General features: G+C 71.3%; 22 protein-coding genes. 11 read left to right on the top strand and 11 right to left on the bottom strand.

The window, feature by feature from the left end; genetic code table 11:
- Positions 1 to 4: 4 nt before the first annotated feature.
- Positions 5 to 1,984, bottom strand: coding sequence for a lytic transglycosylase domain-containing protein (locus O9280_RS04170; RefSeq protein ID WP_298339176.1), 1,980 nt, complete (start codon positions 1,982 to 1,984; stop codon positions 5 to 7).
- 29 nt (positions 1,985 to 2,013) lie between these two features.
- On the opposite strand from O9280_RS04170, the gene O9280_RS04165 reads away from it, so the two are divergent.
- The gene (locus tag O9280_RS04165; protein ID WP_298339173.1) at positions 2,014 to 2,859 is read left to right on the top strand and encodes a sulfite exporter TauE/SafE family protein; all 846 of its coding nucleotides are present in this window, start codon (positions 2,014 to 2,016) and stop codon (positions 2,857 to 2,859) included.
- Positions 2,860 to 2,866: 7 nt separating this feature from the next.
- On the opposite strand, the gene O9280_RS04160 is transcribed toward O9280_RS04165, so the two are convergent.
- The 3 genes from O9280_RS04160 to O9280_RS04150 form a co-directional block, all read right to left on the bottom strand.
- Positions 2,867 to 3,613, bottom strand: a complete 747-nt coding sequence (locus O9280_RS04160; RefSeq protein WP_298339219.1) for an endonuclease/exonuclease/phosphatase family protein — start codon at positions 3,611 to 3,613, stop codon at positions 2,867 to 2,869.
- A 9-nt stretch (positions 3,614 to 3,622) separates the two neighbouring features.
- A complete protein-coding gene (locus tag O9280_RS04155; RefSeq protein ID WP_298339170.1) occupies positions 3,623 to 4,306 on the bottom strand; it encodes a thiol:disulfide interchange protein DsbA/DsbL in 684 nt (227 codons plus the stop codon).
- Positions 4,307 to 4,398: 92 nt separating this feature from the next.
- On the bottom strand, positions 4,399 to 5,235 hold the full coding sequence (locus O9280_RS04150; RefSeq protein WP_298339167.1) for a c-type cytochrome: 837 nt from the start codon (positions 5,233 to 5,235) through the stop codon (positions 4,399 to 4,401).
- Positions 5,236 to 5,437: 202 nt separating this feature from the next.
- On the opposite strand from O9280_RS04150, the gene yihA reads away from it, so the two are divergent.
- Together yihA and O9280_RS04140 are read left to right on the top strand one after the other, a co-directional pair.
- Entirely contained in the window at positions 5,438 to 6,040 is a 603-nt protein-coding gene (gene yihA, locus O9280_RS04145) for a ribosome biogenesis GTP-binding protein YihA/YsxC (RefSeq protein ID WP_298339161.1), read from the top strand.
- 67 nt (positions 6,041 to 6,107) lie between these two features.
- Positions 6,108 to 7,472 carry a glutamate--cysteine ligase gene (locus O9280_RS04140; protein ID WP_298339158.1) on the top strand — a complete coding sequence of 455 codons (1,365 nt, stop codon included), beginning with the start codon at positions 6,108 to 6,110 and terminating at the stop codon, positions 7,470 to 7,472.
- Between the two features lie 27 nt (positions 7,473 to 7,499).
- Here the strand turns inward: O9280_RS04140 and O9280_RS04135 are convergent, their stop codons facing one another.
- Positions 7,500 to 8,231, bottom strand: a complete 732-nt coding sequence (locus O9280_RS04135) for a tetratricopeptide repeat protein (RefSeq protein WP_298339155.1) — start codon at positions 8,229 to 8,231, stop codon at positions 7,500 to 7,502.
- Between the two features lie 77 nt (positions 8,232 to 8,308).
- On the opposite strand from O9280_RS04135, the gene O9280_RS04130 reads away from it, so the two are divergent.
- Entirely contained in the window at positions 8,309 to 8,986 is a 678-nt protein-coding gene (locus O9280_RS04130; protein WP_298339152.1) for a UPF0149 family protein, read from the top strand.
- Positions 8,987 to 9,089: 103 nt separating this feature from the next.
- Here O9280_RS04130 and O9280_RS04125 read toward each other — a convergent pair whose 3' ends face one another.
- On the bottom strand, positions 9,090 to 11,219 hold the full coding sequence (locus O9280_RS04125; RefSeq protein ID WP_298339216.1) for a M3 family metallopeptidase: 2,130 nt from the start codon (positions 11,217 to 11,219) through the stop codon (positions 9,090 to 9,092).
- Positions 11,220 to 11,420: 201 nt separating this feature from the next.
- On the opposite strand from O9280_RS04125, the gene ppc reads away from it, so the two are divergent.
- Together ppc and O9280_RS04115 are read left to right on the top strand one after the other, a co-directional pair.
- Positions 11,421 to 14,174 (top strand): phosphoenolpyruvate carboxylase, encoded by a 2,754-nt coding sequence (gene ppc / locus O9280_RS04120; protein ID WP_298339149.1) that lies wholly within the window; start codon positions 11,421 to 11,423, stop codon positions 14,172 to 14,174.
- A gap of 18 nt (positions 14,175 to 14,192) precedes the next feature.
- Positions 14,193 to 15,824 (top strand): GGDEF domain-containing protein, encoded by a 1,632-nt coding sequence (locus O9280_RS04115; RefSeq protein ID WP_298339146.1) that lies wholly within the window; start codon positions 14,193 to 14,195, stop codon positions 15,822 to 15,824.
- A gap of 7 nt (positions 15,825 to 15,831) precedes the next feature.
- On the opposite strand, the gene O9280_RS04110 is transcribed toward O9280_RS04115, so the two are convergent.
- The gene (locus tag O9280_RS04110; protein ID WP_298339143.1) at positions 15,832 to 16,695 is read right to left on the bottom strand and encodes a DMT family transporter; all 864 of its coding nucleotides are present in this window, start codon (positions 16,693 to 16,695) and stop codon (positions 15,832 to 15,834) included.
- A gap of 105 nt (positions 16,696 to 16,800) precedes the next feature.
- Between O9280_RS04110 and O9280_RS04105 the strand changes: the two genes are divergently transcribed.
- The 5 genes from O9280_RS04105 to O9280_RS04085 are packed head-to-tail and all read left to right on the top strand — an operon-like array spanning position 16,801 to position 20,485.
- Positions 16,801 to 17,355 carry a DUF2796 domain-containing protein gene (locus O9280_RS04105; RefSeq protein ID WP_298339141.1) on the top strand — a complete coding sequence of 185 codons (555 nt, stop codon included), beginning with the start codon at positions 16,801 to 16,803 and terminating at the stop codon, positions 17,353 to 17,355.
- A complete protein-coding gene (locus O9280_RS04100; RefSeq protein WP_298339138.1) occupies positions 17,352 to 18,068 on the top strand; it encodes an ABC transporter ATP-binding protein in 717 nt (238 codons plus the stop codon). The genes O9280_RS04105 and O9280_RS04100 overlap by 4 nt, the downstream gene beginning before the upstream one ends.
- Positions 18,065 to 19,327 (top strand): ABC transporter permease, encoded by a 1,263-nt coding sequence (locus tag O9280_RS04095; protein WP_298339135.1) that lies wholly within the window; start codon positions 18,065 to 18,067, stop codon positions 19,325 to 19,327. Before O9280_RS04100 ends, O9280_RS04095 begins: the two co-directional genes overlap by 4 nt.
- A 17-nt stretch (positions 19,328 to 19,344) precedes the next feature.
- A complete protein-coding gene (locus O9280_RS04090; RefSeq protein ID WP_298339132.1) occupies positions 19,345 to 19,899 on the top strand; it encodes a DUF3299 domain-containing protein in 555 nt (184 codons plus the stop codon).
- Between the two features lie 7 nt (positions 19,900 to 19,906).
- On the top strand, positions 19,907 to 20,485 hold the full coding sequence (locus O9280_RS04085) for a hypothetical protein (RefSeq protein WP_298339129.1): 579 nt from the start codon (positions 19,907 to 19,909) through the stop codon (positions 20,483 to 20,485).
- Here the strand turns inward: O9280_RS04085 and O9280_RS04080 are convergent.
- From O9280_RS04080 to O9280_RS04065, 4 genes are read right to left on the bottom strand one after another with little or no spacing between them, the layout of a single operon-like run.
- Positions 20,393 to 21,742, bottom strand: coding sequence for a DUF3526 domain-containing protein (locus tag O9280_RS04080; protein ID WP_298339126.1), 1,350 nt, complete (start codon positions 21,740 to 21,742; stop codon positions 20,393 to 20,395). The two genes, O9280_RS04085 and O9280_RS04080, sit on opposite strands and share 93 nt — an antisense overlap.
- A complete protein-coding gene (locus tag O9280_RS04075; RefSeq protein ID WP_298339123.1) occupies positions 21,739 to 23,163 on the bottom strand; it encodes a DUF3526 domain-containing protein in 1,425 nt (474 codons plus the stop codon). Before O9280_RS04075 ends, O9280_RS04080 begins: the two co-directional genes overlap by 4 nt.
- Positions 23,160 to 23,909 carry an ABC transporter ATP-binding protein gene (locus O9280_RS04070; RefSeq protein ID WP_298339120.1) on the bottom strand — a complete coding sequence of 250 codons (750 nt, stop codon included), beginning with the start codon at positions 23,907 to 23,909 and terminating at the stop codon, positions 23,160 to 23,162. The genes O9280_RS04075 and O9280_RS04070 overlap by 4 nt, the downstream gene beginning before the upstream one ends.
- Before the next feature lie 2 nt (positions 23,910 to 23,911).
- Entirely contained in the window at positions 23,912 to 25,918 is a 2,007-nt protein-coding gene (locus O9280_RS04065) for a TonB-dependent receptor plug domain-containing protein (RefSeq protein WP_298339116.1), read from the bottom strand.
- Positions 25,919 to 25,975: the final 57 nt, after the last annotated feature.

Raw genomic sequence — 25,975 nt, 5'->3', positions numbered from 1 at the left:
ACCTTCAGCGGGCGGTGGGAGTGGCCGTGGACGCGGCGGCGTCGGGCACGGTGGTGCAGGCGAACTGCCGTGGCACGTGTTCGTCGCTGCCTTCGAGTCGATCCGTGAGCGAGCGGGTGCGGCCGTCCAGGCGCCAGTCGTAGATCACGCTGAAGGCCAGTACGCGCGGCACGTACTCGCGGGTTTCCTTGAACGGGATGGTCTCGATCCAGTAGTCGGCGGGCAGCGCCGGGCGCGCGGCCATCCAGCGCTGCACGGCGCCCTGGCCCGCGTTGTAGGCCGCGATGGCGCGGTAGGCGAGGCCGCCGTTGTCGCCGATGCGCTGGGCGAGGTAGGCGGTGCCCAAGGGCACGTTCAATTCGGGGCGGAACAGGCTGTCGGCGCCGTGCCACGGCAGGCCGAGGCGCCGCGACACGCCCTCCGCCGTCGACGGGAGAAGCTGCATCAGGCCGCGCGCGTTGGCAGGCGAGCGCGCCTCCGGCATGAAGGCGCTCTCGGCACGGGTGAGCGCCGCCACCAGCGAGGGCTCGAGATCGTGCTTGCGGGACTCGCGACGAATCAATGTCTCGTGGTGCAGCGGGAAGCGCAGCGTGTAGTACTGCAGCGCTTGCGGATTCGCCGGCATGCCGAACAGGGCGCGGTCGTACCAGCGCGCCTGCATGGCCTTCTGCACGGCGAGCACGCGTCGCGTGTCGTCCATGCGCTCGACCGCCGCCTGCCATTCCAGCGCGGCCAGCGCGGGGCGCTTGATGCGGAACAGTTCAATGGCGCGGGCCAGCGCGGCGTTACGTTCGACGTCGCGGCCGAGGCGCGCGTCGTCCGACGGGTCGCGCGGGCACAGCGCATAGGGCGTGCCGGCGCGGTCGGCGGCGAGGAAGCCGTGGAAGGTCGGGCTCTTGGCAGCCGCGGCGAACAGCGGCGCGGCGGCCGCGGCATCGCCGAGGTCCTCGCGCAGCCGCGCTTCGAAGTACTGCCATTGCGCGGTGCCGCGCAGCGCGGCGGGCATGCGTTCGATGGCCTTCAGCGCCCCGGCGCGGTCGCCGCGCGCCAGCGCCTCGCGCACGGCCCAGCCGTGCAGGGCTTCGTCGAAGGCCGCGTCGGGCACCGCGGCCAAGCGGCGGGCCGACTCCGCGCCATAGCTGGCGGCCGTCCACAACGCGATGGCGGCGCGCACGGCGCCGTACTCGCGGCCGCCGGCGGGCAACAGCGAGGCGTTGGATGCCAGGGCGCGCTCGGCGGCGCCGGGATCGCGGCGCGCGAGGCGCGACAGGCCGATCTCGGCCATCGCGCGGCTGCGGGTGTCCTTCGGCCATTGCGCCGCGCGGCCATGCGGCGCGTCGATGAACGCGGCGTAGTCGCGGATGAGCGCCAGCTCCGCCTCGGGCAGGTTGCGCGCCGCGGCGCGCATCAGCCCGGTGTTGCCGGCGCGTGCCGCGAGCTCGATGCGCTGCCAGCGCAGGGCCGGCGTGAGTTCGCCGCGCTGGGCCAGCGCGGTGAACACCGGGTCGCAGGCGGCGGGCTGGGAATCGGCGCTGAGCCAGAGGCCGGTGGCGGCTTGCACCCAGGCGGCGTCGACGGCGTTGGTGGCGAGCTTCGCCTGCAGCGTGAAGCACTGCAGCGTGACGTCGCCGCTGGGGCGGTCATGGACGAGGAAGTCCGACCAGCGGCCTTCGGCGGCCGCCCGTCGCAGCCAAGCCTGGCGCAGCCGCGTGGCGGCAGGCTGCGGGCCGAGGTCTTCGAGCAGCTCGCCGAGCGTCTCGCGGTTGATGTGGTGGAGTTCGCGCTCGCGCACCAGCACTTCGAGCCAGCCCGACAGCGGATGCGATTGCAGGCGGGCGACGTCGGCCAGCGTGAGTTGGCCGCGGTCGGCCGCTTCGAAGGCGGATTGCACTTCGGCTCGCCGCACGGAGGGCGACTCGCCCTGAGCCGCGCTTGCCACGACAATGCCGCCGATCAGGGCGACGGAAAAGAAGAGGTTTCGCATGCCGGCCAGTGTAGCGGAGCCCCCGCGTGATGCCTGAGTTCACCTGGGCCGTGTTCCCGCTGCTCGGCATCGTCGCGGGCGTGCTCGCCGGGTTGTTGGGGATCGGTGGCGGCATCGTGTTGGTGGCGGCGCTGGTCGCCCTGTTGCCGCTGTTCGGCGTGTCGCCCGACGCGGTGATGCACGTGGCGCTGGCCACCTCGCTGGCGTCGATCATCGTCACCGCCAGCGCTTCGGCGAACGCGCATCGCAAGCGCGGCAGCGTGCTGTGGCCGACGGTGGCCTGGCTGGCGCCCGGACTGGTGCTGGGCGGAGTGGCCGGCAGCGCGTGGGCGATCGGCGTCGACGGCGAGACCCTAGCCACGTTGGTCGGCGCGTTCTGCCTGCTCATGGCCGCGCGCATGGCGTGGCCGACGCGCTCCACGCCCGCCACCGCGCCGGGCGACTCGGTCATTGCCCCCGTGCCGCGCGGGCCATGGTTGGGCGTCGCCGGTGGCGTGATCGGCGCGGTGTCGGCGGTGGTGGGCATTGGTGGCGGCAGCCTCACCGTGCCACTGCTGGTGTCGCGCGGCGTGGCGACGGTGCGCGCTGTCGGCACCTCCTCCGCCTGCGGCGTGGTGATCGCGCTGGCCAGTGCCGCGACGTACGCGCTGGTGCCGTCGATGGGTGCGACGACTCCGTCGGCTGCGGTCGCGGCGACGAAGGCCTTCGGGATGGTCGGCCACGTGCACGTGCCGGGCGCGGTCGGCATCGGCCTCGGGGCGTGGTTTGCGGCGCCTTACGGCGTGCGCCTCGCGCATCGGTTGAGCGGCGTGGCGCTGGCGCGGGTCTTCGCCGTCGCGCTGGCTTCGGTGGGCGTGGCGCTGCTCTGGCCCTGACGCGGCGTCAGGCTGCGGCGGGCGTGACGTTTCCGAGTGGTTCCAGCGTCACCGCCACCGCCATGTGATCCGAGCCTGCCGCTGGCAGTGCGCGGTACTCGCCGACCCGGAAGCCTGCAGTGAACACGTGGTCGAGCGAGCGCGTCGGGCCCCAGCTCGGGAAGGTCGCGATCGGCTCGGGCGGCGGCATCAGCGCGGTGCGCCGGTACAGGCCTTCGAACTCGCGCGATGTGGCCGGGCAGTTGAAATCACCCATCAGCACGAGGCGCGTCTCGTCGGCGAGCAACTCGCCGAGGAAATCGAGCTGCTGCCGGCGCGAGGCGACGCCCAGCGACAGGTGCGTGACCGCCAGCGTCCACGCGGCTTCGCCTTCGCCGAAGCGGGCGAGCATCACGCCGCGGCCGCCAAGCCGGCCGGGCAGGGCGTAATCCAATACCGTGGCGGGTGCGACGCGCGACAGCAGGCCGTTGGCGCTGCTGGCGATGCGGCTGACGCGGCGGTTCGGCTGGTGGCTCCAGAACGGAAAGCCCCCGCGTTCGGCGAGGGCTTGGGTCTGGTTGGTGAACCCGGAGCGCAGGCTGCCGGGGTCGCTTTCCTGCAGGCCGACGATATCGAAGGGCCGGGCCAGCTCCGCGAGGGCGTCGAGGTTGCGCTGCTTGCCGTTCGGCAACACGTGGCCCCAGCCCCGCACCACATAATCGCGGTAGGCGCGGGTGCTGTGGCCGGCCTGGATGTTGGCGCTGAGGAGGCGCAGGGCGGGGGCTCAGCGGGCCGCTGCCGCAGGGCGGGCCGCCGGAGCCGGCGACGCGGGACGCGACGCGCGCTCGCGGGCCAGCAGGGCATCGATGGTCTGCAGCATGCCCTCGCCGCCGCGGTCGCGGGTGAGGTACACGCGGTACTTGCCGTTGATGACCACGGTGGGCGTGCCATTGACGCCGGTGCGCTGGGCGAACTGCTTCGCGCGGTTCACCTTGGACGTGACGCCGAAGCTGTTCATGGTGTCGAGCACCCGCTTGCGATCGAGCCCAAGGCCGGCGTAGACGTCGGCGACTTCGGCGATGCTGCCGGTGGTGATCTTGCGATCGATGTGGAAGGCCTTGAAGAAGGCTTCGTGCGTGCGCTCCGAGGCGCCCAGCGTCTCGGCGGCGAAGAAGCCGCGGGCGAGGTTGTCGATGGCGCCCCCGAAGGCGGCGTGCACGTAGGTGACGCGCACATCGGCGGGCATCCGGGCCTTCCAGCGGCTGAAGAACGGCTGGAATTCGGCGCAGGCCGGGCAGTGGTAGCTGAACACTTCGGCGACCTCGATCTTCGGACCGCTGGCGAACGGGGCCTGTGCGGGCGTGATCAGGTCGTAGTCGGTGCCTTGGCGCGGCGCGGCGACCGCGGCTTGGGCGGCGGCGAAGCCCGGGAGGGCGAGGGCGGCAAGCAGGGCAAGCGAGCGAAGCATCGGGAATCCTCGGGTCGGAAATGAAAAGCCGGCGGGAGGCCGCCGGCTCGGGAGTTCGGAACGTGGGGCGGGCGGAAAGTTCCCGCCGTCGTTCAGCGGGCGGCCGTGGCGTCGGCCGGCGCCGCGTCGCGGACGTCGTGGAGGCCCTGCAGGTAGCTGGCCAGCGAGTCGATCTCTTCGTCGGTCAGGTTGCGGGCCACGGCCGACATGATGGCGTTGGCGTTGCCGTCCTTGCCCCAGACCGCGCCGTCGCGGAACGCACGCAGCTGCACCGCCGTGTACTGCGCGTGCTGGGCATGCAGGGCCGGCCAACTCGGGCCAGGCACGCCGGCGCCGGCGGGGCCATGGCAGGCGGCGCAGGACGGAATGCCGCGCGCCGGGTCGCCGGAGCGGTAGAGCTTCTGGCCGACTTCATAGAACTTGCGGCCGGCGTTCGGACCTTCCGCGATCAAAGTTTCGTCGGCGACGCCCGGGCGCGGGGCCTGCTTGGCGAAGTACGCGCCGATGTCGCGCATGTCCTGCGAGGACAGCGTGGCGGCAAAGCCCAGCATGATGGCGTTGTCACGCTCGCCGCTTTTGTACAGGGCCAGCTGGCGGGCGATGTAGTGCTCGTGCTGGCCGGCGAGGTTCGGGTACTGCGGGTCGGCGGCGTTGCCGTCGGCGCCGTGGCAGGCGGCACAGGCGGCAGCCTTGGCTTCGCCGGCGGTGGCATCGCCCGGGTTGGCCGGCCCGTCGGCCGGCAGTTCGGCGGCGACCGCGACCGGGGCTTCCTCGGCGGGCGTCACGGCAGCGGGCGTTTCGGCGGCCGGCGCTTCCGCCGCGGCGGGTGCAGCGGCCGGGGCTTCGGTCGACTGGGCGATCGCGACGCCGGCCAGGGCGAGCGCCGTACCCACGGCGGCTCCAACGGCAAGGATGCGCTTCAGCGTCATGCGGACACTCCGGTGTTCAATGCAGGTGAGACGGAACTGGGCCGGGGCGGCGAAGCCGCGGCAGGACGCCGGATTATCCCAGCCGGCTCGGCGGCGGGTCAACGAAGGCCGGGTGGCCCCGGGGCAGGCCCCGTCGGCGGCCGGGCTTCCGGGGTGGCCCGCCAACCCCCACACTCTGCGGCCGAACGTGCAAGGACCCCCGATGGCCACCAACCACCTGCAGAACGCCGAGTACCTGAAGGCGGCGCACCTGCCGCACCAGTTGCCGGACGACACCGGGCAGGAGGTGGCGTTCGCCGGCCGGTCGAATGCCGGCAAATCGAGCGCACTGAACGCCATCTGCCAGCGCAACGGGCTGGCGCGGACGTCCAAGACCCCCGGCCGGACCCAGCAGCTCGTGTACTTCCAGGTTCGCCCGGAGCACTACCTCGTCGACCTGCCCGGTTACGGCTATGCCGAGGTGCCGCTGCACCTGCGCGAGCATTGGAAAGCCTTCATCGAGGGCTACTTCCAGAGCCGGAAGTCGCTGACGGGCTTGGTGGTGGTGATGGACAGCCGTCATCCGCTCAAGGATTACGATCGCCAGATGGTGGATTTCGCCTTCCGCCGCAACCTCAATTGCCACGTGCTGTTGACCAAGGCCGACAAGCTCTCGCGTAGCGCGCAGGCGCAGACCCTGGCGAAAGTGCGCAAGGAACTGGGCGGCGTGGCTTCGGCGCAGCTGTTCTCGTCGCCGGACAAGCTCGGTGTCGAGGAGGCCCGCGCGGTGGTCAGCGGCTGGCTGGGACTCGCGAAGGCGGAGTGACGGGCCGCCTTGCGGTCGTCACGTGGCGCCCCCATCGTCGTCGGGTTCCCCTTCCAAGGCTTCACGAATGTCCGGACCGAGCGCCGAGAAGACCACGCCCATCGAGGGCCGTGCGCAACTCATCGAGTATCTGGCGTCCGGCAGCAAGCCGCCCGCCGATTGGCGCATCGGCACCGAGCACGAGAAGTTCGGCTTCCGCCACGAGGACCTGAAGCCCATCCCCTATGAGGGCGAGCGCGGCATCCGGGCCCTGCTCGAGGGCATCGCCAAGTTCGGCTGGGAGCGCGTCGAGGAGAACGGGCACCTGATCGCGCTGGTACAGGACAAGGCGTCGGTGACGCTGGAGCCCGCGGGCCAGCTCGAGCTTTCCGGCGCACCGCTGGAGACCATCCACGACACCTGTCGCGAAACCGCGCAGCACCTCTACGAAGTGAAGGCCGCGGCCGATCCGCTGCGGCTTGGCTTCCTCGGCATGGGCTTCCAGCCGAAGTGGCGCCGCGACGAGATGCCGTGGATGCCGAAAGGCCGCTACAAGATCATGCGCGAGTACATGCCGAAGGTCGGTTCGCTCGGCCTCGACATGATGACGCGCACCTGCACCATCCAGACCAACCTCGATTTCTCGAGCGAGGCGGACATGGTGAAGAAGTTCCGTGTCTCGCTGGCGCTGCAGCCGGTGGCCACGGCGCTGTTCGCCGATTCACCGTTCACGGAAGGGAAGCCGAACGGCTTCATGAGCTTCCGCAGCAACGTCTGGACCGACACCGACCCGGACCGCACCGGCCTGCTGGACTTCGTGTTCGAAGACGGTTTCTCGTTCGAGCGCTACGTCGACTACCTGCTCGATGTGCCGATGTACTTCGTCTACCGCGACGGTACCTACATCGACGCCGCCGGAAAGAGCTTCCGCGCCTTCATGGACGGCAAGCTCGACGTGCTGCCGGGCGAGCGCCCGTCGATGCGCGACTTCAGCGATCACCTCACCACCGCCTTCCCCGAGGTGCGGCTGAAGAAGTACCTCGAGATGCGCGGCGCCGACGGTGGCCCGTGGAACCGCATCTGCGCGCTCTCGGCGTACTGGGTGGGCCTGCTCTACGACGACGCGGCGCTCGATGCCGCCTGGGACCTGGTGAAGGACTTCACGCTCGATGAGCGCCACGCCCTGCGCGACGGCGTGCCGCGCCACGGCTTCAAGCTGCCCTTCCGCGGCGCGACGATGCGCGAGCTGGCGATGGAATCGCTGAAGATCAGCGAGGCGGGATTGCAGCGCCGTGCGCGCCTGAACCGCAGCGGCGCGAGCGAAGCGGTGTACCTCGAGCCGCTGATCGAGATGGCGCTGGCGAACCAGACCGCCGCTGAGCGCAAGCTCGAACTGTTCCACGGCGAATGGAACGGCAGCGTCGATCCGCTGTTCAAGGAATTCGCCTACTGAGCCCGGCCGCGCGCGGCCGCGGCGGGTTCAGCTCGCCGCCTTGATCCGCGCGATCGCTTCGCGGTGCAGCTCCCTGCTGTGCTTCGGCAGCCGCTCGTAGCGCCGCAGGGCTTCGTCGCGCAGTTCACGCGCGGCGGTGAAGTCGCCCCAGACCTTCAGCCACTCGGCGTAGTGGGCGGCGACTTCGAGGCTTTCGGTCTCGTCGAGCAGGGCGATGAAGGCGCTGCGCGCCTCGTCGCCGCGGTCCAGCGCGGCCAGCGCGCGGGCGTGGCTCAGCGGCACGTCGTTCTGGCGGAACGGCGGCGTGCGGGCGAGCAGGGCCTTGGTGATGTCGAGTGCGCGGGCAGCGGCCCCGGTCCACAGGCTGGCCTCGGCGACGCGGGCCTGCACGTCCGGGGCCTCGGGGTCGCGCGCGAGGGCCGCGTCGAACTGCTCCAGCGCCGCCGCCCACTGCTTCTGCGCCACCAGGGCATCGCCGAGCGCGAGCCGGTTGCGCAGGGTGTCGGCCTGGTCCAGCGCGAGCTTGGCGTCCTGCAGTTCGCGGGTGGGCTGCAGCGCCTGCTTCACCGTGCGGACGGCCTGGCGCGCCCCGCGCGACTGCGACATTTCCGGCATCCAGATCGCAACGCAGTACACGAGGCTGCCGAGCAGCGGGAACATCAACAGGATGAGCACCCAGTAGAGGCCCTGCCCGGTGCGGACGGCGTGGATCGCGAAGTAGATCGCGATGGCGAAGTGCAGCAGGGCGAGGAGGTGCATGGCGGGCGCCAAGCGGCGCGGTCGAGGAGCGGTGGGCGCATACTGTCGCCCCGTCGCCGCACTGCCAAGCCACCACCATGTCGAACGTGTTCACCGATGCCGATGCCGAAGCGCTGGCTCAGATGCTGGAAAAGCGCGCGATCCCCTTCGGCGGCATGAGCCTCGAACAGCTGGACGGCTTCCTTTCCGGTGTGGCGGTGTCGCCTGAAGCCATCGCGCAGGCCGACTGGATGCCGCGCGTGTGGGGCAAGGAGCCGCGCTGGGAAGGCGCGCGCGACCGCGACGAGCACTACGCGCCGATCCTGCACCTCAAGGCTGCGGTCGAGCGCCGGGTGAAGCTCGGCGAAGAGGATTTCACCGACCAGGACATGCCCTTCATCTGGGTGCCCGAGGACGGTGAAGCGCCGCCGGCGGACGACATCCCGGTCGGCGCGGAATGGGCCGACGGCTTCCTCGAGGCCGTGGGCTTCCACGAGTTCGAGTGGGGCGAGTGGGAGGCCAAGGACGAGTGGGTGACCGAGGCGCTCGACCTGATCCAGTCGCTGTCCGGCGGGGAAGACATCGAAGAGCCGGGCCACGAGGGCCGTCTGGCGATCGTCGGCCAGCTGCCGGCTGTGCTGCACGACCTGTACGCCGGCGGGCTCGAGCGCAAGACGCCGAAGCAGCCGGTGCGCAAGGACGCGACGCCGGGGCGCAACGACCCCTGCGCTTGCGGCTCGGGCAAGAAGTACAAGGCCTGCCACGGCAAGGGCTGAGTCGGCGGTTTCGCCAAGTGGCAACGAAAGGGCCCGCTTGTGCGGGCCCTTCGCTTTCCTGCGGTTCGTGGCGGGACCGGAAGCGCCGGCCCCGCCCCGGTGCTTACTGCAGGCCGCGACGCTTCAGCAGGGCCTCGACCTCGGGGTCGCGGCCGGCGAAGGCACGGTAGCTGTCCATCGGCTCGCGGGTGTTGCCCACCGAGAACACCTCGCGGCGCACGGCGTCGCCGTTCTCGCGGGTCAGGCCGCCGCGCTGCTGCAGCACCGAGTAGGCGTCGGCCGCCAGCACTTCCGCCCACAGGTAGGCGTAGTAGCCGGCCGAGTAGCCGCCGGCGAAGGTGTGGGCGAAGTAGGTGCTCTTGTAGCGCGGCGGGATGGCGTTGATGGCCAGGCCGTGGCGCTCCAGCGACGCCTTCTCGAAGGCCTCGACGTCGGTCGGGATCTGGTCGGCGGGCAGGGTGTGCCAGTCGAGGTCGAGCAGCGCCGAGGCGATGTACTCGGCCGAATCGAAGCCCTGGTTGAAGTCGCCGGCGTCGATCACCTTCTGCATCAGCTCGGCTGGGATCGGCTCGCCGGTCTGGTGGTGCTTGGCGTAGTTGGCGAGCACCGCCGGGTCGAGCGCGATGTCCTCGAGGAACTGCGACGGGAACTCGACGTAGTCGCGCGACACGGCCGTGCCCGAGAGGCTCGGGTACTTGGTGTTGGCGAACAGGCCGTGCAGCGCGTGGCCGACCTCGTGCAGCAGGGTGGTGACCTCGCTGAAGCTCAGCAGGGTCGGCTGGCCGTCGGCGCCCTTGGTGATGTTCATCACGTTGACGACCACCGGCTTCTGGCCGAGCAGGGTGCTCTGCGCGACGTAGCTGCCCATCCACGCGCCGCCACGCTTGCTCGGGCGGGCGAAGTAGTCGGCGTAGAACAGGCCGATCGAGCTGCCGTCGGCGTCGAACACTTCATACGCCTTGACGTCCGGGTGGTACACCGGCAGGTCGGGGCGCGGCTTGAAGGTGACGCCGAACAGCTGGTTCATCGAGTAGCCCATCGCGTCGTTGAAGACGCGGTCGAGCTCGAAATACGGCGCCACTTCGGCGGCATCCAGCGCATAGCGCGCGGCGCGGACCTTCTCGGCGTAGTACTCCCAATCCCAGGGCTGCACCGGGCCCTCGACGCCATCGGCCGCCATCACCTTGGCGATCTCGGCTTCCTCGGCTTGGGCATTGGCGACGACCTTCGGCACCAGATCGGTCAGGATCTTGTAGGCCGCTTCCGGCGTCTTCGCCATCTGGTCGTCGAGCACGTAGGCGGCCCAGTTCGGGAAGCCGAGCAGGGCGGCCTTCTCGGCGCGCAGCTTGGCCAGCTCGAGCACGATGGGGCGGGTGTCGTTCTCGGCCTGCGTGCCGCGTTCGGCCGAAGCGCGCCACACGCGCTCGCGCAGGGCACGGTCCTCGAGGCTCACGAGGGCCGGCTGGCGCGTGGTGTTCTGCAGGGTGATGGCCCACTTGCCGTCCTGGCCCATCGCCTTGGCGGCGGCCGCCGCGGCGGCGATCTCGCCTTCGGAGAAGCCCTTCAGGGCCTCGGCGCTGTCGACCACGACGGCATTGGCATTGGTGGCGGCCAGCAGCTTGTTGCTGAACTCGGTGGTCAGGCTGCTTTCGCGGGCGTTGATCTCGCGCAGGCGGGCCTTGCCGGCCTCGTCGAGCTCGGCGCCGGCGCGCACGAAGGCCTTGTACGAACGCTCGAGCAGGCGTGCCGACTCGGCGTCGAGGCCGAGCGTGTCGCGGGCGTCATGGAGCGACTTCACGCGGGCGAACAGCGGCCCGTCGAGGTAGATGCCGTCCTCGTGCGCTGCCAGCTTCGGCGCCATCTCGACCTGCACGGCCTGGATGGTCTCGTTGGTGTGGGCCGACGACAGCCCGAAGAACACGGCGGCCACGCGCTGCAGCACGGCGCCGCTCTTCTCCATGGCCACGATCGTGTTCTCGAAGGTCGCGGGCTCGGCGTTGTCGGCGATGGCGCGGATCTCGGCCGTGTGCTGCTTCATGCCCTCCTCGAAGGCCGGGCCGTAGTGCTCGTCCTTGATGGCGGCGAAATCCGGCGCGAGGTACTGCAGGGCGCTGGGCTGGAAGAACGGATTCGCGGCATTGACCGCAGCGGCGTCGGCCGGGGCGGCCTCGGCGGCCGGCGCCTCGGCGGGCTTGTTGCAGGCGGTGGCGGCGAGGGCGGCGGCGACGATCATGGCGAGGCGGCTCGGGGCAAGACGGATCTTCACGGGGTGGGGCTCGAAGGAACGGGCAGGGGCGGCGAGGATACCGGGGGGGCGTTAACAGGCCGTAGTCCGATGGTCATGCCTGTGGTCATGCCGACCGGCGATGAGACGGCCCCCGCTGCACACGTATTCACGGGCGCACATGACGCCTTCACGCGGTAGATTCCGGGCATGAACAGCCCTGATCCCCGCACCGCCGGCGCTTCCGCCCCCCGACTCCGAGACATCGATTTCCCGCCCACCGACGCGCGGTTGCGCGAGGACGTGGGCCGCCTGGGCAGCCTGGTGGGCGAGATCCTCGCCGAACAGGGCGGCGAAGGCTTCCTGGAGCGCGTCGAGCGCGTGCGCCGGGCAGCCATCCGCCGGCGCGAGGACGTCGCGCCGCTGGCCGACCTGCAGGCCGAGCTGGGCGCCCTGCCGCCCGAGCAGCACGCCGACCTGGTTCGCGCCTTCGCCCTGTACTTCTCGGCGGTGAACCTGGCCGAGCGCGTGCATCGCATCCGCCGTCGGCGCGACTACCAGCGGCACGGGGGCGGTGCCCAGCCGGGCGGCTTGCAGGACGCCCTGCAGAGACTGAAGGACGAGGGCATCGGGCTGGACGAGGTGCTGGCCCTGTTGCCGGCGCTGCGCATCGAGCCGGTGCTCACGGCGCACCCGACCGAAGCCGTGCGCCGCGCGCTTCTCGATAAAGAGGCGGTGATTGCGCAGGCGCTGATCGCCGACATCGACGGCACGCGCACGCCGGCCGAGGCCCGCGCCGACCGCGAGGTGATCCGCACCGCGCTCACCGCCGGCTGGCAGACCGAAAGCGCGGCGCCCGAGAAGCCCACGGTGGCCGACGAGTCGGCCCAGGTGGGCTATTACCTCGGCGATCCGCTCTACCGCGTGCTGCCGGTGTTCTTCGAGGCCTTCGAAGTGGCGTTCGAAGCGGTGTATGGCCGTGTGCCGGAGCTGCCGGCCCTGCTGCGCTTCGCCACCTGGGTGGGCGGCGACATGGACGGCAACCCGGCAGTGGGCGCCGAGACCATCGCCACCACCCAGCACCAGCAGCGCCAGCGCGTGCTGTCGGCCTACGTCGGCGACATCGAGCACCTGAAGGCGATGCTGACGCAGTCACGCACGCGCGTGGCCTTCAGCGCCGGCTTCGAAGCACGGCTCGAGGAGTACGCGGCGCGCTGGCCGCAGGCCTTGCAGTACGACGACACGCCGTATCGCGCGTTCCTCGGCCTCGTGCAGGCGCGCCTGACCGCGACCCGCGAGGACCGCCTCACCGGCTATCCCGACGCCGCCGCCCTCGATGCCGACCTCGCGCTGGTCGAGGACAGCCTGCTCGGCAGCCGCGGCGAGCACGCCGGCGTGTTCGCGCTGCGCCGCGTGCGTCGTCGCGTGGCGGCCTTCGGTTTCCATCTGGCTGCGCTCGATCTTCGCCAGCACGCCGACGTGCATCGGCAGGCCATCGCCGAGTGGCTGGGCGAGCCGTCCTTCGCCGACCGCAACCGCGCCGCCCGCGTCGAGCGCCTGCATGCCGCGCTCGACGAAGCCCTGCCGGTGGTCGAGCCCGGCCAGCCGCTGCCGGCCCGTGCCCTGCCGAAAGAGGCGCCGGCCGCGCTGCGCATGCGCCAGGTGTTCCGAGCGGTCATCGAAGGCCGCGCACGCTACGGTGCGAGCGCCTTCGGCCTGTACATCGTCAGCATGAGCCGCAGCGCCGAGGACGCGCTGGCCGTGCTGGCCCTGGCGCGCTGGTCGGGGCTGGTGGATACGCGCGGCCGCGTGCCGCTCGACGTGGCGCCGCTGTTCGAAACCGTCGACGACCTCGCTGCCGCGCCGGACACCTTGCGCGACCTGCTCGCCGACCCGCGCTGGCGCGCCCACCTCAAGGCGCGCGGCGACCTGCAGTGGGTGATGCTGGGTTACAGCGACAGCGCCAAGGACGGTGGCCTCATGGCCGCGCGCTGGGCGCTGCAGCGGGCGCAGGTGCGCTTGGGCGAAGTGGCGGCCGAGTTCGGCGTGAAGCTGCGCTTCTTCCACGGCCGCGGCGGCTCCGTCTCGCGCGGCGGCACGCGCACCGAACGTGCCGTCATCGCCGGCCCGCGCGGTTCGGTGGGCGGCGTGCTGCGCCTCACCGAGCAGGGCGAGGTGATCCACCGCAAGTACGGGCTGCGCGCGCTCGCGCTGCGCAACCTCGAGCAGGCCACCGCCGCCGTGCTCCGCGCCACCCTGGCGCCGCGCGCGCCGGAGCCGCGTGAAGCCGCCTGGCGCGAGATTGCCGACCATCTGTCCGAGGTTTCGCGCGCCGCCTACCGTGAGCTGGTCTACGAACGCCCCGACTTCGTCGACTACTTCCGCGACGCCACGCCCATCGACGTGATCGAGCGGCTCAACATCGGCTCGCGCCCGAGCAAGCGCGGTGCGGGCCTCGACGGCCTGCGCGCCATCCCGTGGGTGTTCGGCTGGAGCCAGAACCGCAGCAACCTTACCGCTTGGTACGGCGTTGGCAGCGCGCTGGCCTCGGCGCGTGAACGCTTCGGTGACGCCGCACTCATCGAGATGGCCCGCGATTGGCCGTTCTTCGACACCGTGCTCGACGACCTCGAGATGATCCTCGCCAAGACCGAGCTGGGCATCTTCGAGGCTTACTCGCAGCTGGCCGGCGAACGCCACGTGCGCTACTTCGCCGACATCGGCGCCGAGTTCCAGCGCACGGTTCAGGGCGTGGAAGCCCTGCGTGGCGCGGCCCTGCTGGCCGGTGACGCCCGGCTGGCGCGCTCGATCCGGCTGCGCAATCCGTACGTGGACCCCATCAGCCTGCTGCAGGTCGAACTGCTGCGCGATTGGCGCGCCGCGGGGCGCCCCGACGACGCCCGCTTCCGCGCGCTGGCGGCCACGGTGAACGGCATCGCCGCCGGGGTGCAGAATACGGGCTAGTCGGGAGGGGGCCGCAGCATGATGCGAGGGTGGAGGGCGATCGCGGTCGCGATGCTGCTGGTGCTGGCGTGGGCCCTGGCGGCCGGCAGCGCCGTGGCGCAGGCCGCGGCCCCCGGGCCGAGCGTCGAGCGCCTGCAGGGCAAGCCCTTCTACATCAACCTCAACTGCCGCCGCCCGCCGCCGCCGGATGCGCAGGTCGTCCGCATCGATCCCCCGGCCGAGGGTTGGCCGGCGTGGTCGCAATCGGTGCTCGTGCTTGAAACACCGCCGGGACTCGTGACGATCGAGCGCGGGCGCCAGGCGCGCTGTGGACTTAGCTTCGACACCCGCAGCAGCGATACCCGGTTCCGTTCCGGTGTCGGTACCACGCTGGCACCCGCGCCCGGCTCGCGGGAACCCATCATCGTGACCGCGCCGTCCACCGGCGGCTTCGGTTGGCCGATGACGGTCCGCTACGGCGATCCGGCGCCCCTGCAGCGCGAGGACACGTTGCGCTTCGCCATTCGGGTGGGCGGTGTCGCCATCCTCGTCGCCATGCTGTTGTCCTCGCTGCTGATCGCCGCCAATGCCCGCGATCGCGTCGCCGCGCTTTTCGCGCTCTCGACGGCGTCGTTCTCCCTGTGGGCGGCGTTGCGAAGCGGCTTGGCGGCTTGGCCGCGGCCCTGGCTTCCGAGCCCGGAGCTGGCGCAGTTGGCGATCGAAGTGCTGCCTGCGGTCGTCGCGGGTGGGACGTGGTATGTCGCGGTGGCCTACACGCGCTGCGATCGCGTCCTGCCCGCCATCCACCGTACACGGCACTGGGGTTTCCTCCTTGGTGCCCTGCTGACGGCCTGGATCCTGCTGCCGCTCCCGGGATCCACGGTGTTCGATGTCTGGCGTCCTGCCAGCCTGGCGATCTTCGCCGCGGCTGGGGCCATCGGCGCGATGACGTGGGCCCGCGGCCAGGCCGGGGGCAAGGCGCTGCTCGTCGCGGTGACGCCTGTCCTGGTGGTCCACGCCATGCTGATGGTTCAGATGCTGGCGGCTTGGATCCCCGAGAGCCTGCTGCTGAGCCAGGCCTGGTACACGGTGGCCATGACGATCGCGATGTCGCTGCGCATGGGGGCCCTGCGACGCCAGCGCGACCGGCTCCAGGTGCTGGCCGAGCGGGACCCGCTGACGAACCTCCCCAACCGCCGCGCGATGGCGGCGACGCTGCCGCGACGCATCGACGAGGCGAAGGCCCAGGGACGCTCCATCGCCGTGGTTTTCGTCGATATCGATCGCTTCAAGTCCATCAACGACTCGCTGGGCCACGCCGTGGGCGACGAGGTCCTTACCGAGGTGGCACGCAGGCTCTCCTCGATGCTTCGCGGCGGTGATCTGGCCTCGAGGCACGGCGGCGAGGAGTTCGTCCTGATGCTGGCCGGCGCGTCGGCCGTGAAGGCCATGGGGCTCGGCGAGCGTTTGCGCCGCGCCATCGCCGATTCGCCCGTCGACACCCGCCACGGCCCGCTCGCGGTGACCGCCAGTTTCGGCGTTGGCGTGCTGCAGCCGGACGATCCGGGCGGCACGGCCGGTGCGGCGGCGTTGCTGGCCCGGGCCGATGCCGCGATGTACCGGGCGAAGCAGGCGGGACGCAACCGGGTGGCGGGCCCGGATCCGGCGTAGCGGGTCGTCAGGACTTCCGCGCGCGTCCGGCCACCGCCACGCCAATGAGGATCACCGCGCCGCCGGCGAGCATCGCCGGCGTGATCGCTTCCTTCAGCAACAGTGCGCCCCAGGCCACGCCGAAGACCGGCGCGATGTAGGTGACCATCGTTGCCTTGGTCGAGCCGATGCGGGCGATCAGGCCGAAATAGATCAGGTAGGCGATGCCGGTGCAGGCCACGCCGAGGAACACCACGCAGGCCAGTGCCGTCCACGAGGGCGCCACCATGGGCCACGCGGCGAGGGCGGGGCCGAGCAGCCACAGGCTGGCCAGCAGCTGGCTGCCGAAGGCGAGGCCCAGCGGCGTGACGCCGGCGAAGCCGGTGCGCGCGTAATGCGCGGCGTGGCCGTAGCAGGCGGTCGCGGCGAGCCCGGCGAGGATCGGCAGCAGGGCCGCGCTGCCGATGTCGTTCAACTTCCCGGCGACGAGCACGCCTACACCGACGAAGCCGAGCGCGAGACCCGCCCACAGCTGGCGGCCGGCGGCGAGCCCGAAGAACAGCGTGCCGATCACGGCGCCCCACAGCGGCGTGGTGGCGTTCAACAGCGCACCGTAGCCGGCGCTGAGGTGGATCGTCGCCCAGGTGAGCAGCAGGAAGGGCGCCGCGGTGTTGGTGAAGGCCATCAGCGTCATCGCGCCCCAGCGACCGGACAGCGGCGGCGACTCCCGGCGCAGGGCCAGCAGGGCGCCCAGGAAGACGGCCGCCACCGTCACGCGCATCCACGCCAGCGGCGCGGCGCCGAGTTCGGGTCCGGCGATGCGCATGAACAGGAACGAGCTGCCCCAGAGGCCGGCCAGCAGGACGAGCAGGGCGAGATCGCGGGGACTCATGGCTTCGCTGGATTCGGGCGGCCGCGGAGTATGGCAGCGACGGCGGATTCATCCGGCGCTGAAGCGGGAACGTTATTGTGTAACCCCCTTGTTCCGGAGCCTGCCATGACCATTCGTCCGCTCTGTATCGCGCTGTTCGCCGCGCTTGCCGTTCCGTCGTTCGTGGCCGCGCAGGCCCAGCATGCCCACGTCCACGGGCAGGCCTTCGTCGATGTGGCGGTGGACGCCGGCGTTGTCGAAATCAACCTGCGTGCGACTGCGCAGGACCTGGTCGGCTTCGAGCGCGCCGCGGCAACGCCCGAGGAGGAGGCCCAGGTCCTCGCCGCGCGCAAGGCCGTCCTCGACCATGCGCGTCTGTGGCAGTTCAACGCGGCGGCCCGCTGCGTGGCCGAAGGGCCGGTGCTGGAGGTGCCGGGGGCCGGCGAGGCGCACGACCACGATCACGATCACGAAGGCCACGACGATCACGTCGCGCATTCGGACTGGACGGTGCGCTACCGCTTCCGTTGCGCGGCGCCCGAGGCCCTGCGTGCGATCGACAGCGGGATGTTCGCGGTGTTCCCCTCGCTGCAGTCGGCGACCGTGCAGGTGCTCGACGCGACCGGTGCACGCGAAGAGACCCTGACGGCCTCGGCGAATCGCCTCACGCTGGCGCAATGAGCGAGGTCCTCCGCATCGAGGGGCTGCGCTTCGCGTGGCCCCGCAGTCCTTGGACGCTCTCCGTCCCCTCGCTCGTGCTTGATGGCGGCGAGCGCGTGTTCCTGCACGGCCCGAGCGGCACCGGCAAGAGCACGCTGCTGAACCTGATCGCCGGCACGCTGCTGCCGCAGGCCGGTGTCGTGCGCGTGGCCGGCGAGGACGTGGCGAAGCGCTCCGGTCCCGCACGCGACCGGCTGCGCGCCGACCACCTCGGCATCGTGTTCCAGCAGTTCAACCTGCTGCCCTTCCTGTCCATGGTCGACAACGTGACGCTCCCGTGCCGCTTCTCGAAGCGTCGCCGCGAGCGCGCGTTGCAGCGCTTCGGCAGCCTCGACGCCGCGGCGCGCCACTACCTTGGTGCCCTCGGGCTTGGTGAGGCGGCGCAGGCCTCGCGTCGCGTCATCGAGCTCTCGGTGGGCCAGCAGCAGCGCGTCGCCGCGGCGCGCGCGCTGATCGGCGGCCCCAGCCTCGTGCTCTGCGACGAACCCACCTCGGCGCTCGACACCCGCAACCGCGACCAGTTCATCGACCTGCTGTTCGCCGAATGTGCGGCCGCTGGCACCGCCCTGCTGTTCGTGAGCCATGACCTCTCGCTGGCCGCGCGCTTCCCGCGCCAGCAGGCCTTGGGCGAACTCACGGCATCCGGCGTCGAATCCCCGGAGGCCCTGGCATGAGCGGCCTGATCGGCTTGGCCTGGGCCAGCCTGAAGAACCGGCGCGCCACGGTGCTGCTGACCGTGCTGACGCTCGGCCTCTCCGTGCTGCTGCTCCTGGGCATCGAGCGCATCCGCCACGAGGCCCGCGACGCCTTCCTGCGTTCCGTCGCCGGGACCGACCTGATCGTCGGCGCCCGCGCGCATCCGGTGCAGCTGCTGCTGTATTCGGTGTTCCGCCTCGGCGAGCCCACGGCCAACCTGCAGTGGGACACCTACGAGAAGCTCAAGGCCCTGCCGCCGGTGGCCTGGACGGTGCCGATCAGCCTCGGCGATTCGCATCGCGGCTACCGCGTGGTCGGCACGACGGGCGAGTACTTCGCGCGGATGGGCTTCGGCGAGCGGCGCGGCCTCGAATTCCGCGAAGGCCGCCCCTTCGAGGCCCTGCACGATGCGGTGATCGGTGCGGACGTGGCCGACACGCTGGGCTACGCCTCGGGCACGTCCATCGTGCTGGCGCATGGCACGGCGCGGGTGGCCACGCAGGCCCATGACGACCAGCCCTTCACCGTCGTCGGCGTGCTGGCGCGCACCGGTACCGCCATCGACCAGGGCGTCTTCGTCTCGCTGGAGGCGATCGAGGCCATCCACCTCAACTGGCGCGGCGGCATGCCGATCGGCCGCGCGCGCGTCGATGCCGCGGCCATCCCGATGGAGCGCCTGCAGCCGAAGAGCATCACCGCCGCGTTCGTCGGGCTGGAGTCGCGCACCGCCACCTTCCAGGTGCAGCGCGTGGTCAACGAGTACCGTGCCGAGCCGCTGACGGCGATCCTGCCGGGCGTGGCCCTGACGCAGCTGTGGGCGCTGATGGGGGGCGTGGAGCGTGCCTTGCTGGTGGCCGCCGGTGCCGCCGTGCTGGCCGCCCTGATGGTGCTGCTCACCACGATCCTCGCCACGCTCAATGAACGGCGTCGGGAGATGGCCTTGCTGCGCGCCGTCGGCGCCGGGCCGCGGCACGTGTTCGGCCTGCTGCTGGCCGAGGCCGCCCTGCTGACGGGGGCTGGGCTGGCCTTGGGCGTGATCCTGCTGGAAGGGGCACTGTGGCTGCTGGGTCCGTGGCTGGAGGCGCGATTCGGCGTGTTCCTTTCCCCCGGGCTGCCGTCGATCCGTGAAGCCGTCGTGCTTGGCGGCATCTGGGCGGGCGGTATCCTTCTGGGCCTGTTCCCGGCGGCCGTGGCCTACCTGCGCTCCCTGCAGGACGGCGTGGCCGTCGACCGATGACTTCCGAGGTGTTGCCGATGTCGATGCGTTTCTCCCGCCTTTTCGCCGCTGCCGCCCTGTGCGCCGCACTGGTCGCGCCCGCCTACGTCGCCGCGCAGGAGCCCGAGATCGGGGCGCGCCCGGCTACCGACGGCCTGCCGAAGAGCGACGCCCGCGAGATCGACTGGCTGGAGCTGCTGCCGCCCGAAGACCTGAAGGCCCTCGAGGAGATGCCCGAGGTCGACCACGAGGGCCAGATGCAGATGCCGCAGGCGATGAGCAGCACGAAGACGGTCGCGGCGATGGATGGCGTCAAGGGCAAGGTGCCGGGCTACCTCGTGCCGATCGCCTTCGACGACCAGCAGCGCGTCACCGAGATGTTCCTCGTGCCGTACTTCGGTGCCTGCGTGCACGTGCCGCCGCCGCCGCCGAACCAGCTCATCTACATCAAGCCGAAGAATCCCGTCGAGCTCGGCAACCTGTGGGACGCCTACTGGGTGCACGGCACCGTGCGCGCCTCGCTGGTCGAGAACGCGATGGCGACGTCGGCGTATGCGCTGGAGCTCGACCGCCTCGAGCTGATCGAGGAGTGATGGCGTGATGGCGGCCCGCCGCATCGTCGCGGTGCTCGCCTCCGCGCCCGCCCTCGCGGCCGGCGCAGTGCGCCATACATCCGCCGAGAGACCTCCTGCATCAGAGCAGGGCCAGCGAGGACAGGCCGCCATGGCCATGACGCATCCGCTGCGTGCCGTGCCGCGATGGGCGCGGCCATTTGTCTTGGCCGCACTGATGGGGGTGGGCCTTCCTGTTGCGGCCTGCGATCTCGATGGCCTGTCGCACGGCTATGGACCCATGTCGGCGTTGTTCGCCGGCGCACACCGCTACCAGAGCCTCAACGGCCTCGAGGACGAGGAATCGCCACCCGAGCCGCCGCCGGAGCCCGCGGACGAGGCAACGGCCAGCGCCGATGCGTCGTCTCCTGCCCCCACATCGCGGCGCAGTTTCGTGGCGTGGGCAAGGGCGAAGCCCAAGGCCCCGGGCGCGGCCGAGGCGCCGGCCGCGTGGGTGCCGCGGGGGGCATCGCCTTCAGCCGATCCGTCGAGCGCTGCGCCAGAGGGCGCCGAGCCCGAGCGCGGCGAACAGGAGCAGCGCCGCCCAGGCGGCGGGCCGGTGCCGTAGTTCGCGCACGCTGGGTGCGGGCGTCGGCAGGGCCGCGATGTCCGCCGCGCCGATCAGCCGCTCCTCGAACACGAACGGATAGAACGCGACGCGCAGTTCGTCGTGGAACCGGCGTGCCGCCCGTTGTCGCGCCGCGTCGCCCTCGATGCCCTGGTCGCTGAGGCCGTCGAACAGGTTCTGCAGCGCAACCGTCGGCAGCAGCCATCCGAGCGCATCGCGCGCGCGCTGGCGATCGCGCTTCGCGGCCCTTGCGTCGATGAGCAAGGGCTCGACGCGCCAATCGGCCACCGAATGGAAGGCGAAGTACCACTTCCAATGGAAACGTCCGGTCACCGGCGGCGTGCCGCGCCACTCGGGGTGATGGGCGAAGAAGGCCTCGAAGGTCTCGTCCTTCGGCCGGTCCCAGGCGCCGTTGACCGCGTCGCGGTGGGCGAGGGCGATGGCGCTGCCGGGCACTGCCGGTGCCAGTCGATCGAGCGCGAGGCCGCCGAGCGCGGGCAGCACGAGGGCCGCGAGTGCCCACAGCGCGACGAGGCGCGCCGCCACGGCGTCGCTGCCACCGCGCAGCCGCAGCGCGAGCGTGGCGCAGAGGCCGATCCAGCCGAGCGCGTAGAGCGTGGCACCGCCCATCACGCCGAGGCTGAAGGCCAGGGAGGCATCCATCGCCAGCAGCGCGACGAGGATCGGCCCCAGCACCGGCACCAGCACGACCAGGCTGCGCACCACCACGCGCTTCAGCCAGAAGGAGCGGGGTGACGCAACGAGCGCTGCAAGCAGGCCATCGCGCCGCGCTTCGCGTTCTTCCGCGGCCAAGGGCGCGAACACCGCCACCGCGAGCAAGGGCAACAGCACGGCCACGACGAAGGCGGCGTCGAAGGTGCCAGCGGCTCGCGCGGCAGGATTGCCGCCGGTGCCATCGTGCACTTGGCCCTGCAGGCCCAGCAGGCGGAGGCGCTGCACGGCAGGTTGGGCGAGGGTGTCGCCGAGGTTGAACCAGGCGCCGGGCGCGACCGGGTGCGGCACGGCGAACAGGGTGCCGTAGCCGAACAGGCCTGCATCAAGCGGTGCGTCGCTCGCCTTTGCGCGGGCATCGTCCAGCGCCCGGGCATCGAAGGCCACGGCCTCGTGCATCGCCGCGTCGACGTGGCGGACCTGCGCGACGCCCGCCAGCAGCGCCAGCGTGGTGACCAGGGCCGCGGCGAGGGCCGCGGCGATGAGCAGGGGCGAACGCAGCAGCAGTCGCAATTCCAGGTTCATGCGCGACGCTCCAGTCCACGCCCGAGCCACCCCAGGGCGACGAGGCCGAGCAGCAGCCAAGCGCCGACCGGCACCACGGTCGCGGCCAGCGAGGGCGCCGTCGAGCGGAGCGAGGGCAGCGCGATGTCGGCGCGGGGGATGTCGTCCCATTGCGAGGCGTCGAGCTTCTGGTCGCGATCGTTCAATGCGGCGATGCGGGTGGCATGCAGCTGGTTCAGGGCCTGCACCGTGGCGAAGCGGCGGCGCTCGGCCTGGTCGAGGAAATCGCGGTGATGCGCGAGGTCGGTGCCGGCGAAAGCCTGTGACAGCGAGCGGATCGCCAGCGTCGGGACGATCCAGCCGAACGCGGACGCGCGGTCGACCTGGGCCTGCCACGCGTCGCGCTGGCGATCGACCTCCGCGGCGATGGCCGCCGTCGTCAGGCGTTCGCCTTCGAGCATCACCAGGCCGCCGAAGTTCACCGGCAAGTCCTCCACGCGGGAGACGCCGTACTCGTCGAGCACGCGCTGGCGGAACGCGGCGAAGTGCGCGCTGTTGGGATCGTGCGCGTCGCCGATCTTGGCGAGGGCCATGGCGATGCGCTGCTCGACCTCGGCCTGCGTCGGTGCGGGCACGCTGAGCTCGGCCCAGCTGGCGACCGCGCGCGGCGCGACGGCCACCAGCGCGAACCAGGCGACGACGCCGGCCAGCAGGGCGCCGAGCACGCTGCGCGCCAGGCTCGAAACGAACACGGTGCCGATGGCAGCCAGCCCCAGCACGGCGGCGAAGCTGGCACCGAGGCCGGCCGCGCGTGCGGCCAGTGCCGGCTGCGTCGCAGCCGTCCACAGCAGCGCAAGGAACGCAGGTACCGCCATCAGCAGGCCGAAGGCCCATAGCGCTGCGGCCTTGCCGAACAGCAGCTCGGCGCCGCGCGCGCCGCCGATCAGGCTGGTGGCGAGCACGCCGCTCTGCCGTTCGCCGGCCAGCGAGGCCGCACCCGCCAGCAGCACGAGCAAGGGCAGCCACTGCTGCACCACCAGCGAGGGCGAGAGGTCGCCCAGACGCAGCAGTCCGCCGGAGAGCGCCGCATCGCTGAAGTTCGCGGTGTTCTGGCGGTGCCCTTCGAGGAACACGCTGCGCCCGACCTGCGATTCGATGCCCCAGTCGAGGCGCGCCAGCGGTCCCGGCGTCTTGAACACGAAATCGCCGGCGTGCACGACGCGGTGGGGGTGGCGGTCGGGCTGCGTGTTCCAGTCGCGATCAGCGCGGGCGGCGTAGTCGGACTGCCGATCCGCGGTCTGCCCTTCGCGCACCAGACCGAGCCCCAGGGCCAGCAGCATCAGGCTCGCGCCGAGCAGGCCCAGCGTGCGCGCCAGCCGTTCGCGCAGCAGCCGGCGCAGCTCGTTGCCGGCGATCGATGCGGTGCGGTGCAGCGCGCTCATGGGGCGAGGTCCGCCCGGCGCGCGTACAGCGTGCGCAGGGCCGCCGCGTCGGCGCCGAGCGCGGCAAGGTCCGAGCCCTCGCGCAGCACCCGCCCCTTCGCGAGGAAGACGTAGCGATCGGCGATGGCGCTCGTGGCCTCGAGGTCATGGCTGACCATCAGGATTGCCCGCCCGGCATCGCGCAGCCGCGAGAGCAGGGCGGCGAGCTGGTCGGTCGCTTCCGGGTCGAGGCCCGAGGCCGGTTCGTCGAGCAGCAGCAGCGGCGCTTCGCGCAGCAGGGCCAGCGCGATCAGCAGCTTCTGCCGCATGCCTTTCGAGTAGCGCGCCGCGCGCTGGCGCCACGCGGCTTCCGGCAAGTCGACCTCGCGCAAGGCGAGGGCGATCGCGGCCTCGTCGGGACGCCGGCCCGCGAGCCCAAGCAGGTAGTGGAGGTTCTCCAACCCATCGAGGTGCGGGTAGACCGCGACGTTCTCCGGCACGTAGGCGAGCATGGCGCGGGCGGCCACCGGATCGACCGACGGGGCGAGGCCGAACACGCTGACCTGGCCCGACTGCGGTGGCAGCAGGCCCAGCAGCACCTTCAGCAGGGTCGACTTGCCCGCGCCATTGCCGCCCAGCACGGCCAGCAGTTCACCCGCCTGCAGGCGCAGGGACACGCCCTGCAGGACGGGCTCGCCGCCGTAGCCGGCGACGAGGCCGCGCACCTTGAGGGCCGGCGGGCGGGGCATCAGGTCGATCACGGCCATGCTCAGAACTCGATGGTGGCCGAGAGCGTCGCGTTGCGGCCGTCGCCCGGGGAGTGGATGGTGTTGCTGCCGTCTTCGCTGAAGTCGAAGACGTACTCGTGGAAGCGGTCGGTCAGGTTGTTCACCTGCAAGGCGAGCACGCCCCAACCGAAGCGCTGCTCGACGCTTGCGTGCAGCAGGGTGAAGCCGCCGAACTGCCCGCCAAGGTTGGCTTCGTTGACGAAATAGTCGCCCTGGTGGTCGAGATGCACGCGCGCCGTCAGCGTGTCGGTGGCACGCAGGCTCAGGCCCAGCGAGGCGGTGCGATCCGGGATGCCGCGCAGCGCGTTGCCGATGAAGGCGCGGCGGTTCGAGGCCGGACGCACGATGGCGCTGTCGACGGTCGTGAGGTTCCCCCACAGCGTCCAGCGCTCGTCGATGCGCCAGTCGGCGGCGAGGTCCCAGCCCTTGCGCGACGTTTCGCCGACGTTCTGCGCCGTGCCGTCCACGACCACGAATTCGTCCTTCGCGGTCTGCTCCCAGTACGACAGGCGAAGCTGCGCGCCCGTGGCCGGCTGCCAGGTGCCGCCGATTTCCCAGCCGTCGTTGATCGACACATCGCGCGCCCGGCGGTTGCCGGCGGTGAAGGCGTCGGCGAACAGCGGGTGCTGGAAGCTGCGCCCCGCGTTGGCGAACAGCTGGGCGTCCTCGCCCAGTGCCACGAAGGCGTTGAGCTTCGGCTGCACGATCGTGCCGAAGTCGAGGATGTCGCGCGCCGAGGGCACGCCCGCCGCGTTGAACTGCAGGTAATCGCCGCCGATGCGGTCGGCGCGCAGCGCGAGGTTCGCGCCCCAGCGGTCCTCGTCGCGGAAGCCGAGCCGCGTCCACGCGCCCCAGTGGCTGAAGGTGAAGTCGCGATTGCGGAGCACAGCCGCGTTGTCACGGACGCGGCGCTGGCCGACGGTACCGAAGCGCTGCTCGATCACGTCCTGCGTTTCGGCGTCCACGCCGCCGTCCAGTGCCCAGTTCGGGTCGATGGCCCAGCGCGCCGACACGAGCAGGCCCCGCTGGTCTTGGTCATCGAAGCGGTTCTGCAGCGCCTGCGCGGCGGAGAAGCGCACCCAGCGTTCGCGCTCGAATTGGTTGACGTAGGCCTTTGCCGACCAGCTCAGCGCGTCGTTGATGCGCTGGTCGAAATGCAGGCTGCCGTGCCGCACGTTCTTGTCGCCGCCGTCCTGGTCGGCGTAGCTGGCCGATTGGCGCGGATTCGCCCGCGATTCGGCTCGCGTGAGGTAGCCTGGCGAGTCGCCGTCGTAGCTCGCCGTGCGGACGATGGCGCGCAGCGTGGTGTCGTCGTTGATGGCCAGCGACCAACGGCCGCCGAAGGCGCGCTTGTCGAGGTCCATGCGCTCGCGGTAGCCCTCCGTCTGCCGCCAGCCGACGGTGTAGCTGTGCGTCAGCGGGCCGTCTTCGAAGCCGGCGTAGCCCTGAAGCTCGCGGGCGTCGTAGCTGCCGTACGACAGGCGTAGTTCGCGCGCCACGTCCTCGCGGGTCTGGATGCGCACGTTGCCGGCGATGGCCAGCAGGCCCACCGTGGGATCACTGGTGCCCTTGAACACGGTGATCGACTCGATGCCCGTCGGGAACAGCTGGTCCATCTCGCCGAAGCCGTTGTGCAGGTTCATCGGTACGCCATCGACCAGCAGCTTCACGTGCGGCGTCTCGCCGTCACCGGAGAAGCCGCGGATGGCGATGTCCGAGTTCACCAAGCCCTGGTTGTAGCGGGCGATGTACAGGCCCGGAATCTTGTTGAACAGCGCGCTGGTGTCGTTGACGTTCTCGTAGCCGATTTCGCTGCGCCCGATGACGTCGAGCGAGCCCTGCAGGTCGAGCTCGGGCGTCGCCGTGGTTTCACCGATCACGACGACGGTGTCGAGGCGACGGGCTTCGTCGGCGGGATTGGCGAAGGCCGCCGACGACAGGGCAAAGGCGAGGGCGGCGGCGAGCAGGGTGGGGCGGGGCGTGGGCATGTTCGGCATGGGGAGGTAGAGCGCTGAGAAGCAGAGGAAGGCGGAGGAAGAGCAGAT

It is taken from the genome of Silanimonas sp., from assembly GCF_027531545.1.
Taxonomy (GTDB): domain Bacteria; phylum Pseudomonadota; class Gammaproteobacteria; order Xanthomonadales; family Xanthomonadaceae; genus Silanimonas.
Note: the sequence above shows the minus strand (reverse complement) of the source record. Positions and strands in the feature narration are given on the sequence as shown.

Bases quoted from the DNA above. Each gene is read 5' to 3' on its own strand.
- O9280_RS04065 (WP_298339116.1), bottom strand. From the start codon at position 25,918: ATGCCCACGCCCCGCCCCACCCTGCTCGCCGCCGCCCTCGCCTTTGCC.
- O9280_RS04165 (WP_298339173.1), top strand. From the start codon at position 2,014: ATGCCTGAGTTCACCTGGGCCGTGTTCCCGCTGCTCGGCATCGTCGCG.
- O9280_RS04070 (WP_298339120.1), bottom strand. From the start codon at position 23,909: ATGGCCGTGATCGACCTGATGCCCCGCCCGCCGGCCCTCAAGGTGCGC.
- O9280_RS04140 (WP_298339158.1), top strand. From the start codon at position 6,108: ATGTCCGGACCGAGCGCCGAGAAGACCACGCCCATCGAGGGCCGTGCG.
- O9280_RS04125 (WP_298339216.1), bottom strand. From the start codon at position 11,219: ATGATCGTCGCCGCCGCCCTCGCCGCCACCGCCTGCAACAAGCCCGCC.
- O9280_RS04170 (WP_298339176.1), bottom strand. From the start codon at position 1,984: ATGCGAAACCTCTTCTTTTCCGTCGCCCTGATCGGCGGCATTGTCGTG.
- O9280_RS04115 (WP_298339146.1), top strand. From the start codon at position 14,193: ATGATGCGAGGGTGGAGGGCGATCGCGGTCGCGATGCTGCTGGTGCTG.
- O9280_RS04095 (WP_298339135.1), top strand. From the start codon at position 18,065: ATGAGCGGCCTGATCGGCTTGGCCTGGGCCAGCCTGAAGAACCGGCGC.
- yihA (WP_298339161.1), top strand. From the start codon at position 5,438: ATGGCCACCAACCACCTGCAGAACGCCGAGTACCTGAAGGCGGCGCAC.
- ppc (WP_298339149.1), top strand. From the start codon at position 11,421: ATGAACAGCCCTGATCCCCGCACCGCCGGCGCTTCCGCCCCCCGACTC.
- O9280_RS04135 (WP_298339155.1), bottom strand. From the start codon at position 8,231: ATGCACCTCCTCGCCCTGCTGCACTTCGCCATCGCGATCTACTTCGCG.
- O9280_RS04100 (WP_298339138.1), top strand. From the start codon at position 17,352: ATGAGCGAGGTCCTCCGCATCGAGGGGCTGCGCTTCGCGTGGCCCCGC.
- O9280_RS04085 (WP_298339129.1), top strand. From the start codon at position 19,907: ATGGCGGCCCGCCGCATCGTCGCGGTGCTCGCCTCCGCGCCCGCCCTC.
- O9280_RS04110 (WP_298339143.1), bottom strand. From the start codon at position 16,695: ATGAGTCCCCGCGATCTCGCCCTGCTCGTCCTGCTGGCCGGCCTCTGG.
- O9280_RS04080 (WP_298339126.1), bottom strand. From the start codon at position 21,742: ATGAACCTGGAATTGCGACTGCTGCTGCGTTCGCCCCTGCTCATCGCC.
- O9280_RS04150 (WP_298339167.1), bottom strand. From the start codon at position 5,235: ATGACGCTGAAGCGCATCCTTGCCGTTGGAGCCGCCGTGGGTACGGCG.
- O9280_RS04090 (WP_298339132.1), top strand. From the start codon at position 19,345: ATGTCGATGCGTTTCTCCCGCCTTTTCGCCGCTGCCGCCCTGTGCGCC.
- O9280_RS04105 (WP_298339141.1), top strand. From the start codon at position 16,801: ATGACCATTCGTCCGCTCTGTATCGCGCTGTTCGCCGCGCTTGCCGTT.
- O9280_RS04155 (WP_298339170.1), bottom strand. From the start codon at position 4,306: ATGCTTCGCTCGCTTGCCCTGCTTGCCGCCCTCGCCCTCCCGGGCTTC.
- O9280_RS04130 (WP_298339152.1), top strand. From the start codon at position 8,309: ATGTCGAACGTGTTCACCGATGCCGATGCCGAAGCGCTGGCTCAGATG.
- O9280_RS04075 (WP_298339123.1), bottom strand. From the start codon at position 23,163: ATGAGCGCGCTGCACCGCACCGCATCGATCGCCGGCAACGAGCTGCGC.